The sequence below is a fragment of the Pseudomonas sp. GW821-FHT03A09 genome (assembly GCF_059421065.1).
This window is the reverse complement of record NZ_JBWKUX010000011.1, coordinates 33,883-47,057: the sequence shown is the minus strand read 5'-3', so window position 1 is coordinate 47,057 and position 13,175 is coordinate 33,883. Positions and strand designations below refer to the sequence as shown.

Genomic DNA, 13,175 nt, shown 5'->3' with positions numbered 1-13,175 from the left:
GTTGGAAGACCGGATTAAGATTTATCTCGAGCAAGGTACAAGTGTGTTTTGTTGTGATGCTCTCAAACCGAATCTGGGCTCCATGATTGATCTCAGCAAATTGACCAAATTTTCTCCGGCAGAACTGCAGTGGATGGTCTGTCCTTTTGCGCCAAGGCGGGTGACGTGGTCGTTGTTTTAGGTTCCAAATAAATACTGAGATTGGTAGTTTTGATGATAGCATTTCATGGTTTTTTATTGCGCATTTGGCATAACAGTATTCGCCTCACAATTCTGATGATAGCGCCGGCGGTATATGCCCCATTGAGTTTTGCTGATTGCAATACGGATACAACATATATTTCGCCGACGATCAATCAACTACAGGGCGCAGCGACAGCTGCAAAAAAAGGTGGGATGCTATCAAGCGCGTGGCACGAAACTTCGAAGCTGTTTTCCTGTAAAAACATGACAACCGGCCAATTTTGGACTCTTTTCGACCTCTGGTATAACCCTGTAGATACAGTGATTTTTGAGGGAGAAACATATGGGCTTTTTCCTACCAACGTTGCCGATGTATTCATGATAGTTTCCTTAGCTGGGCCAAGTGGACGCTTTAATCCTGTACGGTATATTCGAACTGAACTTTATGGCTATGTCGCGGGGAGTGACGGCAATATGAAGGGGACTATCGGTGTGCGTGTCAGGTATTTCTCTAGGAGTTCGACTATGGCCCCCGGAATCAGAACATTCCCACGGGTACAATTAAGTCAGCGCATTAATATGCAGATATATAATGTTGTGTGCCGTCGCGAATGCAGCGCACCTCTCGAAAATATTAATATAAATGCATTTTCGTTTAATGTAAATGGCATTTCATGCAAGCTTGTTGCGCCAGGGCAGGTGAAGTTGAGGTCTGTTAATCTGGCACTTTTGTCTTCTGCGGGCGCAACAGTTGAAGGGGCCTCCCTTCAAATGGGGGTTTCTTGCAACAAGGCTTATTCGGCGTACAACATTCGCTATAGCATGATCGATGTTAATGACTTGAGCAACACCTCAAGTAGCTTGCAAATATCCAAGTCACCGGAACAGGCGTCTGGTATTTCTTTACAAGTGCTGGATAATGGGGACCCAATAAAATTCGGTATCACGTACGATCCCGGAAAAGGCTTAATCGGTAATATGCCGGCTGCAGGAGGTGTCCTTAACAAGACGCTGAGTGTGCGCTATGTTCGCACCGGGGGCACTCTTACACCAGGAAAGGTGAATGCAGGAGTGACAGTTACCTTATCCTACGAATAAATATTGCCACGGCTTTCATGAACGATTGCTATTGGCGCTGAACTAGATAGTCATCATCAATGAGCATCTCCTGATGCTGCATAGATTCGGCACTATTCTGCAAGTTTGTTTTTGTGACTTATTAACTACGGTGCTGGACGGGCACTTCATCTAACCAGATTTTGGCGAGCACAACGCGATTAGTAACACTCACTAGTGGCTGACAGCAATACACGCTCATATGCGATTCGCTGCCGTCGCTCTGCCAAAAGTGCTCGTACTTTTATCTCTAAGCTATCAGTTTTTTTAAGCCCGACAGCAGCCCATGGCGGGGCAGCCACTGCCTGTATCTTGCACGGAACCAGTACCGGCACTTCTACCCGCACTGTTCGCACCTCGTGCGCCCTCCCCGCGCATCCGACCAGCACCAGGGCCAGCGTCACCACCAGAAATCTCATAACCCCAACTCCTGATCGATGATCGACGCGGCAGCCTGGGCAGGGTCGCCGCCGGTTCGCTCCCGCAATAGCCGATTGGCTGCAGCGTAATCTGGCTGGGCCTCCAGGGCGGCTTTCTCCTGTGCCAGAGCGGCATTCCGCTCCCGCAGCTCACCAGCTTGTACCAACTCACCGAGCTTCCTGCCCTGCTCGCCAGCCAGTGCCTCCAGGTTGTTTTGCGCCGACTTCGCGTTGGCCAGGTCGGTGTTCGCAGCATCGAGCAGCGGACGATAATGCCGGGCTGCCAGCCAAACTCCGCCACCAGCACCCAGCAAGAGCAAAGGGATTGCAAGTAGTACCAGGAGGAACAGCTTTTGCACCATGGTCATGGAAACACCTTCAGCGCCCTGTCGTACAACGACTGGCGGTCATCCTGCCCATTGAGCCCACCATTGATGCGACGGGTGATCTTCACGAAATCACCCTGATCCGCCAGCGTGTTAAGGCCTTTCGTAAACCAGAACCACGCCGCCGACATCGCGGCATACTGCGGCTGCTCCAGCAGCGTGGGTTGATTGATCAAGTCCAAGCCCAGAACATCACCGCACGCCTTGTAGTTCGCCCGGCCGGTGATCTGGATCAGTCCACGACCACGGTACCTGGAACCGTCGCCCGCGGCGGTGTTACCCAGATCAGCGCGCCCCTCGTAGCGGGCCTGCGCCGCCGTCGCCCCCCCAAATCTCGCGCACGTAACACAGTTGGCCAGACTCGTGCCCTACCTGGGCAATGAACGCAGCTATCCGCAAGCGGTTCACGATCCCGTACTTGCCCATGGCGGTATTCAACACAGGAACAAAAACGCCGGCTTGGCGGCCGGCGTTCGGTAGGATCTGCAGCAACTGCTGCTCTGTGATCGGCATACTTTTTTCCAGGCGAAAAAACCGGCTCATTGGCCGGGTGAGAAATTGCTTTTTAGTATCGTCACTGACACAGACTGGCGTTCGCTTGTAGAATCCGCCCCGTTATCAATTTGCCCCCGGTCACCCGGAGAAAGGGAAGTCATGCAAGTTAAAATTCAAGCCTACAGGCCAGACATTGACGGCCTTCGCGCCATCGCTGTGCTGCTGGTCGTCCTCTACCATGCAAAGTTTCCCGTACTAGGCGGTTTCGTCGGCGTGGACGTGTTCTTTGTCATTTCCGGCTACCTGATTACGTCGATTCTGCGCCGGGAAATACTGGCTGATAAATTTTCGTTCAAGTCGTTTTATGTCCGCCGTATCAAGCGCTTGTTGCCAGCCTATGCGTTCATGATGTTCTGCCTGGCTATCTACTGCTACAACTACCTCATGCCGGACGATTTGATATCGTTTGCAAAAAGCGCCGTTTACTCGCTAGTCGCCGTCAGCAACATCTATTTCTTTTCAGGGACAGGCTACTTTGGGTCGGCCAGCACCGAACCTTTGCTGCATACCTGGTCAATTGCAGTCGAGGAACAATTCTATATTGTTTGGCCGATTGTCTTGCTGGGCCTGGCCTGGATCAGCAACAACAAAATAGCTCGCTACGTCATCGCGGGCCTGTTCGTTGTGTCGCTGGTTGCATCCGAGTATTACGCGGTAAACCATAAAAACGCTGCTTACCTGCTGCTGCCGTTCCGGTTCTTCGAGCTAATGATTGGCTGCATCCTGGCTCTGTACCAGCATCGCATCACCCGACACGTCAAGTTGCCAGGCACCATGTCCGTGACGGGTATCGCGCTCATCATCGGCAGCGCCTTGTTGCTCGATGAATCGTTTGCCTTCCCCGGCCTGAATGCACTGCCGGTCTGCCTAGGCACAGCCCTGGTAATCGCCGCAGGCTTCCGTTCTCAGTCCGGAATAGGAACCAAGATACTGGGCTTTGCCCCTGTTCGCTACGTGGGCAAGGTGTCCTATTCCTTTTATCTGTGGCACTGGCCGGTACTGGTGTTGGCAGCGTATCGCGGAATAGAACTGACCCACGCTAACGCTGCGATCTTGATGGTTCTCGCCTTTGCTGCGTCGGCGATCAGCTACCACCTCGTGGAAACTCCGTTTCGCAATGTTCGGCAAAAGCGTTTTGCTCCTATCTTCGCCAGCATGTACCTGGCGCCGCTCGCCGTTATTGCTGTCTTCACATATGTGGTCATCGAGAACGACGGCTATCGCGCCCAGTCTGGTGCATTGGTAGCTGAACTAGATGAAGCCAACACATCGCACGTACAGCGCTCGCAGTGCATCAGCTTGATGCTAGTGGGCAACGTTGAGGACTGCCACCTTGGTGTTGATAAGCCCTCAATGGATGGCATGTTGGTGGGTGACTCCTTTGCTAACGCCTACGCCCCGTTCGTTGGTGAGCTGGCCAAAGATGCCGGCTTGATGATCCACGACACTACGGCAGGATCGACCCCCGCCATACCCGGCGTTTTCATGATGGACATGCAAAACAAGCCGTCTACCGAAGAAGCAATGAAGATTGCCAACTACAACACCGCACGATTTGAGCTGGCGAAAAAGCAAAAAATTGTGATCCTTTCCAACTTCTGGAACAACTATGCAAGCTGGCAAGTCAGGTTCAGAATCCACAATGAGAAAATGGAAGACGTCACGAACGAAGCCGACAGCCTGCAAATGCAAACAGTCAAAGCGTATCTTGATGCGGGTGTAAAGGTGGTGGTGATCGTTCAGCCATTTGCTGAAATTGGCAGAACCACAGTCAGCAAATTACGCGGTATGAAGTTGAGGCACGCAGACGCATCAGAGGTAACACTGCCGCCAGTAGAAAAAAATGCAGATCGTATTGAATACAAAATAAAAGAGGCTTACCCGCAAGTTGTGCTAATTGATCCCAATGACGTGATTTGCAACGAGACGTGCACCTCAGTGGTGGACGGGAAAATAATATTTAGGCTTGATGGTTCTCACCTAAACGCGCCTGGCGCCGCAGCCCTTGGTGATGAGTACATAAAGCTCAAAGGAAACCCCCTAAAAACCCTGTAATGAAAGGGGCGTGCGATGCACGCCCCTCCCAGTTAATCCCTAATCCAGCCAGTGAAGGTGCTGGTTTCTACGTACTTAAGTCTTACTCCCTGCCATGCAGTAAGCCGTATCGCAGATGCAGATCCCTCTACGGTTGTGCCTTGCGGGATGCCGAACTGTTCCCCAGTTCCAACAACGTCGCTGGCGGCAAGATCAACTTCGGAGAATATGCCCAGCTCTGGCTGGATAGCCGGGAAGTAGTGGGCGGTACGAAGGCAAACTATAAGGGGCACTGAACAGGTACTGGATGCCGGGCCTGGTGAGGATAGGCCTCATCACCACCACCCTGCTCCGCCGAGTCATGGCTGCCAGCGAATGGAAGTCGCCTGGGGTTAAACGCAACGCGATCTCGAAGCTATCGACGATCCTGAACTCGGCGGTTTCAGAGGAGCTGATCCCGAAGAACCCGGCGGCGATCCTTGAGCTGCCGAAATGCTGCAAAAAGGAAATTGACCCGCTCACTCTGGATGAGGCGAACCAAATCATCGCCAAGATGTACGAGCACGGTCACTGGCCTAGTACGATCTATGCAGCATTTTTTGAGTTTGTGTTTTTTACAGGTTTGCGTCTGTCCGAAGCCCTGGCCTTACGGTGGGATGCGGTTGACGAAGAGGCCCACGTCTGTCGCGGGATCGCCTTGGGGGAAGTGGTGGAGCGCACGAAAACGGGCAAGGGGAAGGTGCTGGAAACGCCCTTCATTTTCCCGCCGTCGAAGAACTCAGAGTACGTGAAACAGACTTCCGATCTGCACAAGCAGTGGATTCCGACGTTGAAGGCATTGAACATCCGTCGTCGGCCGCCATACAACTGTCGTCACACCTATGCGACAATATGCATTATGTCTGGCATGAACCCCGCCTTCATCTCCCAGCAGCTCGGCCATAGCGTGCAGATGCTGCTCTCGACTTATGCGCGTTGGATCAACTCAAGCTCGGACTGGAGCGAAATGGAAAAGCTCCAGATTGGTCCCAAATTGGTCCCAGTTCAAATAAGCGCACCCTAAGCTATTGATAGGTAAAGTAATTGATCTCCACAGCTAACATCACCATGCAGTTCGGCGCCAAGCCGCTCTTCGAGAACGTCTCGGTCAAATTCGGCGCCGGCAACCGTTATGGTTTGATCGGTGCCAACGGTTGCGGCAAGTCGACCTTCATGAAAATCCTGGGTGGCGACCTCGATCCATCCGGTGGCCAGGTCATGCTGGAGCCGAACGTGCGCCTGGGCAAACTGCGCCAGGACCAGTTCGCCTACGAAGAATTCACCGTGCTCGACACCGTGATCATGGGTCACGAGGAACTGTGGAAGGTCAAGGCCGAGCGCGACCGCATCTACTCGCTGCCGGAAATGAGCGAAGAAGACGGCATGGCCGTGGCCGAGCTGGAAACCGAGTTCGCCGAGATGGACGGCTACACCGCCGAATCCCGTGCCGGTGAATTGCTGCTGGGCCTGGGTATTCCCCTGGAGCAGCATTTCGGCCCGATGAGCGAAGTGTCCCCAGGATGGAAACTGCGTGTCTTGCTGGCCCAGGCATTGTTCTCCGATCCTGAAGTGCTGTTGCTCGACGAACCGACCAACCACTTGGACATCAACACCATCCGCTGGCTGGAAAACATCCTGACCCAGCGTTCGAGCCTGATGATCATCATCTCTCACGACCGTCACTTCCTGAACAGCGTGTGCACCCACATGGCTGACCTGGACTACGGCGAGCTGCGCCTGTTCCCGGGCAACTACGACGAGTACATGACCGTGGCGACCCAGTCCCGCGAGCAACTGCTGTCGGACAACGCCAAGAAGAAGGCGCAGATTTCCGAACTGCAATCCTTCGTCAGCCGCTTCTCGGCCAACGCCTCGAAAGCCAAGCAGGCCACTTCCCGCGCCAAGGCGATCGACAAGATCCAACTGGCCGAGGTCAAGCCTTCGAGCCGTGTGAGCCCGTTCATCCGTTTCGAGCAGAACAAAAAACTGCACCGCCAGGCGGTCATCGTCGAGCGTATGGCCAAAGGTTTCGACGGCAAGCCGCTGTTCAAGGACTTCAGCTTCCAGGTTGAAGCCGGCGAGCGCGTAGCGATCATCGGCCCGAACGGTATCGGCAAGACCACCCTGCTGCGCACCCTGGTCAACGAACTGACCCCGGACGCCGGCAGCATCAAGTGGACCGACGCGGCGGAACTGGGCTACTACGCCCAGGACCACGCCCATGACTTTGAAGACGACGTCACGCTGTTCGACTGGATGGGCCAGTGGACTCAAGGCGAGCAAATGATCCGTGGCACCCTGGGTCGCATGCTGTTCTCCAACGACGAAATCCAGAAATCGGTCAAGGTGATTTCCGGTGGTGAGCAAGGCCGCATGCTGTTCGGCAAACTGATCCTGCAAAAGCCGAACGTGCTGATCATGGACGAACCGACCAACCACTTGGACATGGAATCCATCGAAGCGCTGAACCTGGCGCTGGAGAACTACCCGGGCACCTTGATCTTCGTCAGCCACGACCGTGAATTCGTATCGTCTCTGGCCACCCGCATCATCGAGTTGAGCGCCACCGGCGTGATCGACTTCAGCGGCACCTATGACGACTACCTGCGCAGCCAAGGCGTCGTGTTCTAAGTTGTAGTGAGCGGGCTTGCCCTGCATTGGGTGGCGAAGTCGCCCAACGCGGGGCAAGCCCGCTCATTACAAACCGAAAATAGATAGCCTGCTTTCTTTTCCATCAAGCCCTTGCCATGATGCCGTCACCGCCCGCCCGCGAACGAGTCATCATGCCTGCCACCACCCCCAGCTCACTGTCGATCACCCTGCAGATCGTCTCCATCGTTTTCTACACCTTTATCGCGTTTATCTGCATCGGCCTGCCGATTGCGGTAATTCCAGGCTATGTGCATGAACAGCTGGGTTTTAGCGCGGTCGTCGCTGGCATCACCATCGGCTCACAATACCTGGCCACCCTGCTCAGCCGCCCCATGGCCGGGCGCATGTCGGACAACGTCGGCACCAAGCGCGCGATAGTGCTGGGCCTGGCCGGCATCTTCATCAGTGGCGTATTGACGTTTTTCGCGACGTTGGTGGAGAGCATGCCGGCCTTGAGCCTGGGCATTTTGATCACCGGTCGACTGTTGCTCGGCGTCGCTCAGGGCCTGATCGGCGTGGGCACCATCAGTTGGTGCATGGGCGCAGTCGGTGCTGAGCATACGGCACGCTCGATCTCCTGGAACGGCATTGCTTCCTACGGTGCGATTGCCATTGGTGCGCCGTTGGGCGTAGTGATGGTCGCCGATTATGGCTATACCAGCCTGGGCATCGCCTTGTCGGTGTTGGCTGCCCTTGGCCTATTGCTGATTCGCAATAAACCGTCAGTACCCGTCGTGCGTGGCGAGCGCTTGCCGTTTTGGGCGGCGTTCGGGCGCATCGCACCGTTTGGCGCCAGTTTGTGCCTGGCGTCCATTGGCTACGGCACGCTCACCACCTTTATCACCCTGTATTACCTTAATCGCGGCTGGGCTGGCGCGGCCTACTGCCTCACGGTATTTGGTGTGTGTTTTATCCTGTCGCGCTTGGTGTTTATCTCCGCCATCAGCCGCTTCGGCGGTTTTCGGGCGGCGATTGCCTGCATGACCATCGAGACCCTGGGGCTGACACTGCTGTGGCTGGCGCCCTCCACCGCTATCGCCTTGATCGGTGCGGGACTGACCGGTTTTGGTTTGTCGTTGGTGTACCCGGCGCTGGGCGTGGAAGCGATCAAGCAAGTGCCCAACAGCAGCCGAGGTGCTGGCTTGAGTGCGTATGCCGTGTTTTTTGACCTGGCCCTGGCGATTGCCGGTCCATTGATGGGGGCCGTGGCACTGAATCTCGGCTATGGCTGGATCTTCTTTTGCGCGGCGTTGCTGTCGGTCACGGCATTGGGCTTGACCTTGCAACTCAAGCGCCGCGCTTACTGATCAGCGGTTTGCAAACCGGCGCGGCTTGACTGGCCAAGGGTACGAGTAAAAAAGCGCCCGGCCTCGGAAATCAGATCGCGGTGAATACCTTCACGGTCAACACCATCCGCATCGGTGCAGATTGCTGGCATGGCCATCAGTTGATCACTGTCGCACGGTGCCATGAACACGAAGTGCCCTGCCCCGGCCAGCAGTTTGAAATTCGGAGGTTCCGGCAGTTTGCGCGCCAGGGCGGCGGCGTTCTTGTCCACGGCCACCAGCTTGTCACCATCGCCGCTGTAGAGCAGCACCGGTACATGCACATCCGACAGGGTGTGGCGGCCAAACATCAGACTCAGCGGCGCCATCAGCATTAATGCGTGAATACGCGGGTCGGCCTGGGGTTGCAGGTCCTCACGGTCCACCACCAGTTCACCTTTGGTGGTGCAGGCATCATGGTCTTCCGGGCGCTCCTGGCAGTAGCGGCGCAGACGGTCGAAGTCGGGCTTGGCACCGGCCAGGATCAACGCGGTCTCGCCACCCGCCGAATAACCAATGACCCCCACCTGATCGACGTTAACGTACGGTGAAAGCATCGGGTCACTCAGCGTGGCCGTGATCGCCGCAGAAATCTGGATCGGCCGACCATACAAATTACTCACGGTGCCCAGGCGGCTGTGATCCTTATAGTTGTCGCCGGGATGCAGCACCGCCACCACCACAAAGCCTTTGCGGGCCAGGGAGGTGGCAAGGTCGTGCAGGGCCAGCGGCGTACCGGTATTGCCATGGGACAACATCAACATGGGGAAGCGGCCAATGGCGACCCTGGAGTCTTCGGTGGCAGCGACGTGATAAGGGCCTAGCTGGGTAGCGTGCTCAAGACCGATAGAGGGGCCGGTGGACGGATAGAACGCGATAGCCTTCATCGGCTGCGAATCCAGCGGGTCGAGAAAAGTCATGCGATGGAAGCCCACACTCCAATGCGGGTGCGGTGCAGGCGCGGCGTGCACTGAAACCAGGCCGCCAAGCAGGGAAAGAACCAAAACAGCACAAAGACGCATCATGGGGATGTCCACCTTTGCTGCGTGATAACCGACATGTCGAATTGAAAGTCCAGGTGATAAACCCATGCTTGCATAACCTGGGCCACATTGAAGACAGCGGCAAAACGAGAAAACTCCGTGCCCTGATCGTTGTAAGGCGATCAGAGTACAGAGTTTAGGCGCCCGGGTTCAGAATGAAACCGAGGAAGGGCGAAATTTACACAAGTCTTACGCAGCGGCGAACAACTGTTCGTTGATGAGTACGTTAGCGTCGCTCAGGGACTTGGTGCGGACCTCGTCACCGTAGGCCAGGCCGTGGGCACGGACGAATTCGATGTCGGTGATGCCCAGGAAGCCCAGCAGCACTTTCAGATAGTCTTCGTGAGCAACGCCAGTGGCTTGGCCAACATGCAGGCCACCCGAGGTGGACACGATGATGACTTTCTTGTTGCCGCACAGGCCTTCCGGGCCGGCTTCGGTGTAGCGGAAAGTTTGGCCGGCCACCGCGATGCGGTCGATCCAGGCTTTCAACTGGGTCGGAATGGTGAAGTTGTACATCGGCGCCGCCAGGACGATGGCATCCGCCGCCAGGAATTCGGCCAGGGTGTTGGCGCTCAGTTCAGCTTCTTGCTTCTGTGCCGCATCACGCGACTCGGCAGGCGTGCCCAGTGCGCCCAGCGTGGCGCCGGAAAAGTGGTTGATGCCTTCGCTGGCCAGATCGCGGTAGGTCACTACCACACCTGGCTCGGCCGCTTGCCAGGCTTTGACAACACCTGCGCTGAGCTGACGGGAAGCCGAGTTGTCGCCGAGGATGCTGGAATCGATGTGCAACAGTTTCATGGTGGATCTCCGATGTGGGATCGACAATAGCGATCTGATGGTGGTCATGCTACCCATGAAACGAATAGTCGATAAGCCGCTTAAAATGCGATAGTTTGTCCTACTGACAGGACAATAGGCTTCCCCATGCAAGACCTCAACGACCTCTACTATTTCGCCAAAGTCGTCGAAGCCGGCGGCTTTGCAGCGGCTGGACGGCTGCTCGGTATTCCCAAGTCGCGCTTGTCGCGCCGCATTGCCGAACTGGAAGAACGCCTGGGCGCTCGCCTGCTGCAGCGCACTACTCGACAACTGACCCTCACCGCCGTCGGCGAGCGCTACTTGCGCCATTGCCAGGCAATGCTGCTGGAAGCGGAAATGGCCGATGAGGCCGTGGCCAGTATGTCCAGCGAACCCCGTGGACGCCTGCGGGTCAGTTGCCCGGTGGGCATGGCCCAGTACATGCTGCCGGATATGGTCGCTGGATTCCTCGCGGCCTATCCCCAGGTACAACTGGAAATGACCCTGGTCAACCGCCGTGTAGACCTGGTGGCCGAAGGCATCGACGTCGCCCTGCGCGTGCGCGAGCATGGCGACGAAGACCCGCTGCTGGTCACCAAGCGCCTGCGCCAGGCCCAGACGGCACTGGTGGCCAGCCCCGCCTTCGTGCACGGCAAGCAGATCAACACCCTCGAAGACCTCAAGCAGCTGCCGATTCTGGGCGCACTGGAGGCGGATCGCATGGTGCATCAACGCATTCTCGACCCCCAGGGCCACCCCCACGAACTGGTGATGGAGGCCCGCCTGGGCATTGACGATTTCATCGTGCGCAAGGCCAGTGCAATCATGGGCCTGGGTTTTACCGTGCTGCCGATGATGTATTGCGAAGAGGAATTGGCCAGCGGTCGCCTGGTGCGACTGTTGCCTGAGTGGTCGCTGCCGGGAGGCTGGCTGCAGGCGGTGTACCCACATCGACGTGGCGTGCTGCCCGCCATTCGAGCCTGGATCGACTACATTGAAGAAGGTTTCAAAGGATGCGGAGACCGCCAGTTATGAAGATGACCGAAGCACAAGTCGCCGCGTTTTGCCTGGGCCTGCCCGGGGCACGGGAGGACTACAAATGGGGCGGCGTCCGGGTGTTCTCGATTGCCGGCAACAAGATGTTCGCCGTGCAGAATTTGCGCGGTGACTCGTTGGCCTTCAAGGTCGACAAGGAGTTGTTCCTGGGCCACGTGGATCGCCCAGGTATCCATCCGGCGCCGTACCTGGCGCGGGCGCAGTGGATCATCATGAATACGCCCTACCCGCTGGGCGCTGATGAACTGCGTGGCTTGTTGCAGCGTTCCCACCAGTTGGTGGTCAGCAAACTGCCCAAGCGCACGCAGGTCGGGCTGCTGCTAGAGGACTGACAACAGGGTACCGCCCAGAAACAGCTGATCCAGCCAGAACACCTGGTGCAGCAACACGATCAGCCAGAACAGCACCTGATACGACACCTTGCGTGTCTTGTGGCGAAACACCTGCTGGGCGATCAACGCCCCCGGCCAACCGCCTGCCAGCTCGACAGCGTGCAGGATGTTCTCCGGGATACGGCGGTCGTCCGTCTGCGCCTTGCGCTTGTCGCTCCAGTACAGGAAAAACGCCACCACGCTGACCACGCCATAGGCCACCAGGGGGATCAGCGTCTCGCCGCGATACCACAATAACGCCGACCCGATCAGCGGCGCGGCGCACAGCAATACAAAGATCGCCGCTTTCAAGCGTGGGTGCTGGATGCTCATGGCTTGACCGCAGACCAGTCGATCCAACCGAACTGCCACGTCGCCAGGATCACCAGGCCGAACGCGATCCGATACCAGGCAAACGCCGCATAGCTATGGCTGGCGATGAACTTGAGCAACGCCTTGACCGCGATCATCGCGAAGATGAACGAGGTAACGAAACCAATGGCGAACACCGGCAGGTCGTCCGGCTGGAACAGGTGACGGTATTTGTAGCCCGAATACACTGCCGCACCGACCATGGTTGGCATGGCCAGGAAGAACGAGAACTCGGTGGCGGTTTTACGCGACAGGCCGAACAACAGGCCGCCGATGATGGTCGCGCCGGAACGCGAAGTGCCGGGAATCATCGCCAGGCACTGGGCCAGGCCGACCTTGAGCGCTTCTTTCCAAGTGATGTCATCCACGGTGTGCGCGTGCACGGCATGCTGGCGGCGCTCGGCCCACAACATGATCACACCGCCGATCACCAGCGCAGTCGCCACGGTGATCGGGTTGAACAGGTAGTGCTTGATCAGGTCGGCGAAAATCACCCCCAACACCACGGCCGGCAGCACCGCGATGATCAGGTTGACGGTAAAGCGCTGGGCATTGCGTTGTGTCGGCAAACCGATCACAACGTCGAGGATCTTTCGCCGGAATTCCCACACCACCGCCAGGATCGCACCCAACTGAATGATGATATTGAACGCTTCAAAACGCTCGCCGCCGAAACCGATCAGGTCGGCCACGATGATCTGGTGACCGGTGCTGGAGATCGGCAGGAACTCCGTCAAGCCCTCCACCACGCCAAGTATCAATGCCTGTATGGCGGTCCAAAAATCCATATTTCCCCCAAAGGTCATGCCCGAGGCACGCCCCG

General features: G+C 56.8%; 12 protein-coding genes and 2 pseudogenes. 7 read left to right on the top strand and 7 right to left on the bottom strand.

Going from position 1 to position 13,175, the window contains the following annotated elements; translation table 11 throughout:
• The first annotated feature begins 213 nt into the window (after window positions 1-213).
• Window positions 214-1,281, top strand: a complete 1,068-nt coding sequence (locus AC07V4_RS19960; RefSeq protein ID WP_492636629.1) for a fimbrial protein — start codon at window positions 214-216, stop codon at window positions 1,279-1,281.
• A gap of 179 nt (window positions 1,282-1,460) precedes the next feature.
• On the opposite strand, the gene AC07V4_RS19955 is transcribed toward AC07V4_RS19960, so the two are convergent.
• The 3 genes and pseudogenes from AC07V4_RS19955 to AC07V4_RS19945 all read right to left on the bottom strand — a co-directional run bounded on the left by AC07V4_RS19955 (window position 1,461) and on the right by AC07V4_RS19945 (window position 2,617).
• The gene (locus AC07V4_RS19955) at window positions 1,461-1,718 is read right to left on the bottom strand and encodes a hypothetical protein (protein WP_492636628.1); all 258 of its coding nucleotides are present in this window, start codon (window positions 1,716-1,718) and stop codon (window positions 1,461-1,463) included.
• Window positions 1,715-2,086 carry a hypothetical protein gene (locus AC07V4_RS19950; protein ID WP_492636627.1) on the bottom strand — a complete coding sequence of 124 codons (372 nt, stop codon included), beginning with the start codon at window positions 2,084-2,086 and terminating at the stop codon, window positions 1,715-1,717. Before AC07V4_RS19950 ends, AC07V4_RS19955 begins: the two co-directional genes overlap by 4 nt.
• A pseudogene (locus AC07V4_RS19945) lies at window positions 2,083-2,617 on the bottom strand (glycoside hydrolase family 19 protein). The gene AC07V4_RS19950 and the pseudogene AC07V4_RS19945 overlap by 4 nt, the downstream one beginning before the upstream one ends.
• A 141-nt stretch (window positions 2,618-2,758) precedes the next feature.
• Here AC07V4_RS19945 and AC07V4_RS19940 point away from each other — a divergent pair.
• The 4 genes and pseudogenes from AC07V4_RS19940 to AC07V4_RS19925 all read left to right on the top strand — a co-directional run bounded on the left by AC07V4_RS19940 (window position 2,759) and on the right by AC07V4_RS19925 (window position 8,691).
• Window positions 2,759-4,714, top strand: coding sequence for an acyltransferase family protein (locus AC07V4_RS19940; protein ID WP_492636626.1), 1,956 nt, complete (start codon window positions 2,759-2,761; stop codon window positions 4,712-4,714).
• A pseudogene (locus AC07V4_RS19935) lies at window positions 4,714-5,756 on the top strand (tyrosine-type recombinase/integrase). Before AC07V4_RS19940 ends, AC07V4_RS19935 begins: the two are co-directional and overlap by 1 nt.
• Window positions 5,757-5,776: 20 nt before the next feature.
• A complete protein-coding gene (locus tag AC07V4_RS19930; RefSeq protein WP_010210624.1) occupies window positions 5,777-7,363 on the top strand; it encodes an ABC-F family ATPase in 1,587 nt (528 codons plus the stop codon).
• 152 nt (window positions 7,364-7,515) lie between these two features.
• The gene (locus tag AC07V4_RS19925; RefSeq protein WP_492636625.1) at window positions 7,516-8,691 is read left to right on the top strand and encodes an MFS transporter; all 1,176 of its coding nucleotides are present in this window, start codon (window positions 7,516-7,518) and stop codon (window positions 8,689-8,691) included.
• On the opposite strand, the gene AC07V4_RS19920 is transcribed toward AC07V4_RS19925, so the two are convergent.
• Together AC07V4_RS19920 and AC07V4_RS19915 are read right to left on the bottom strand one after the other, a co-directional pair.
• On the bottom strand, window positions 8,685-9,734 hold the full coding sequence (locus tag AC07V4_RS19920; protein ID WP_492636624.1) for an alpha/beta hydrolase family protein: 1,050 nt from the start codon (window positions 9,732-9,734) through the stop codon (window positions 8,685-8,687). The two genes, AC07V4_RS19925 and AC07V4_RS19920, sit on opposite strands and share 7 nt — an antisense overlap.
• 207 nt (window positions 9,735-9,941) lie before the next feature.
• The gene (locus AC07V4_RS19915) at window positions 9,942-10,553 is read right to left on the bottom strand and encodes an FMN-dependent NADH-azoreductase (RefSeq protein ID WP_492636623.1); all 612 of its coding nucleotides are present in this window, start codon (window positions 10,551-10,553) and stop codon (window positions 9,942-9,944) included.
• A gap of 126 nt (window positions 10,554-10,679) precedes the next feature.
• On the opposite strand from AC07V4_RS19915, the gene AC07V4_RS19910 reads away from it, so the two are divergent.
• Both AC07V4_RS19910 and AC07V4_RS19905 read left to right on the top strand, forming a co-directional pair.
• Complete coding sequence (locus AC07V4_RS19910) at window positions 10,680-11,588, top strand: LysR substrate-binding domain-containing protein (RefSeq protein ID WP_492636622.1); 909 nt, start codon at window positions 10,680-10,682, stop codon at window positions 11,586-11,588.
• On the top strand, window positions 11,585-11,941 hold the full coding sequence (locus AC07V4_RS19905; RefSeq protein WP_492636621.1) for an MmcQ/YjbR family DNA-binding protein: 357 nt from the start codon (window positions 11,585-11,587) through the stop codon (window positions 11,939-11,941). The genes AC07V4_RS19910 and AC07V4_RS19905 overlap by 4 nt, the downstream gene beginning before the upstream one ends.
• Here AC07V4_RS19905 and AC07V4_RS19900 read toward each other — a convergent pair.
• Together AC07V4_RS19900 and AC07V4_RS19895 are read right to left on the bottom strand one after the other, a co-directional pair.
• The gene (locus AC07V4_RS19900; RefSeq protein WP_492636620.1) at window positions 11,930-12,313 is read right to left on the bottom strand and encodes a DUF1294 domain-containing protein; all 384 of its coding nucleotides are present in this window, start codon (window positions 12,311-12,313) and stop codon (window positions 11,930-11,932) included. The genes AC07V4_RS19905 and AC07V4_RS19900 overlap by 12 nt on opposite strands.
• Window positions 12,310-13,140 (bottom strand): undecaprenyl-diphosphate phosphatase, encoded by an 831-nt coding sequence (locus AC07V4_RS19895; RefSeq protein WP_123716410.1) that lies wholly within the window; start codon window positions 13,138-13,140, stop codon window positions 12,310-12,312. The genes AC07V4_RS19900 and AC07V4_RS19895 overlap by 4 nt, the downstream gene beginning before the upstream one ends.
• Between the last annotated feature and the right edge of the window lie 35 nt (window positions 13,141-13,175).

Coding starts and splice junctions, on each gene's coding strand:
- AC07V4_RS19920 (WP_492636624.1), bottom strand. CDS start 9,734: ATGATGCGTCTTTGTGCTGTTTTGGTTCTTTCCCTGCTTGGCGGCCTG.
- AC07V4_RS19955 (WP_492636628.1), bottom strand. CDS start 1,718: ATGAGATTTCTGGTGGTGACGCTGGCCCTGGTGCTGGTCGGATGCGCG.
- AC07V4_RS19910 (WP_492636622.1), top strand. CDS start 10,680: ATGCAAGACCTCAACGACCTCTACTATTTCGCCAAAGTCGTCGAAGCC.
- AC07V4_RS19960 (WP_492636629.1), top strand. CDS start 214: ATGATAGCATTTCATGGTTTTTTATTGCGCATTTGGCATAACAGTATT.
- AC07V4_RS19950 (WP_492636627.1), bottom strand. CDS start 2,086: ATGACCATGGTGCAAAAGCTGTTCCTCCTGGTACTACTTGCAATCCCT.
- AC07V4_RS19925 (WP_492636625.1), top strand. CDS start 7,516: ATGCCTGCCACCACCCCCAGCTCACTGTCGATCACCCTGCAGATCGTC.
- AC07V4_RS19915 (WP_492636623.1), bottom strand. CDS start 10,553: ATGAAACTGTTGCACATCGATTCCAGCATCCTCGGCGACAACTCGGCT.
- AC07V4_RS19895 (WP_123716410.1), bottom strand. CDS start 13,140: ATGGATTTTTGGACCGCCATACAGGCATTGATACTTGGCGTGGTGGAG.
- AC07V4_RS19905 (WP_492636621.1), top strand. CDS start 11,585: ATGAAGATGACCGAAGCACAAGTCGCCGCGTTTTGCCTGGGCCTGCCC.
- AC07V4_RS19940 (WP_492636626.1), top strand. CDS start 2,759: ATGCAAGTTAAAATTCAAGCCTACAGGCCAGACATTGACGGCCTTCGC.
- AC07V4_RS19900 (WP_492636620.1), bottom strand. CDS start 12,313: ATGAGCATCCAGCACCCACGCTTGAAAGCGGCGATCTTTGTATTGCTG.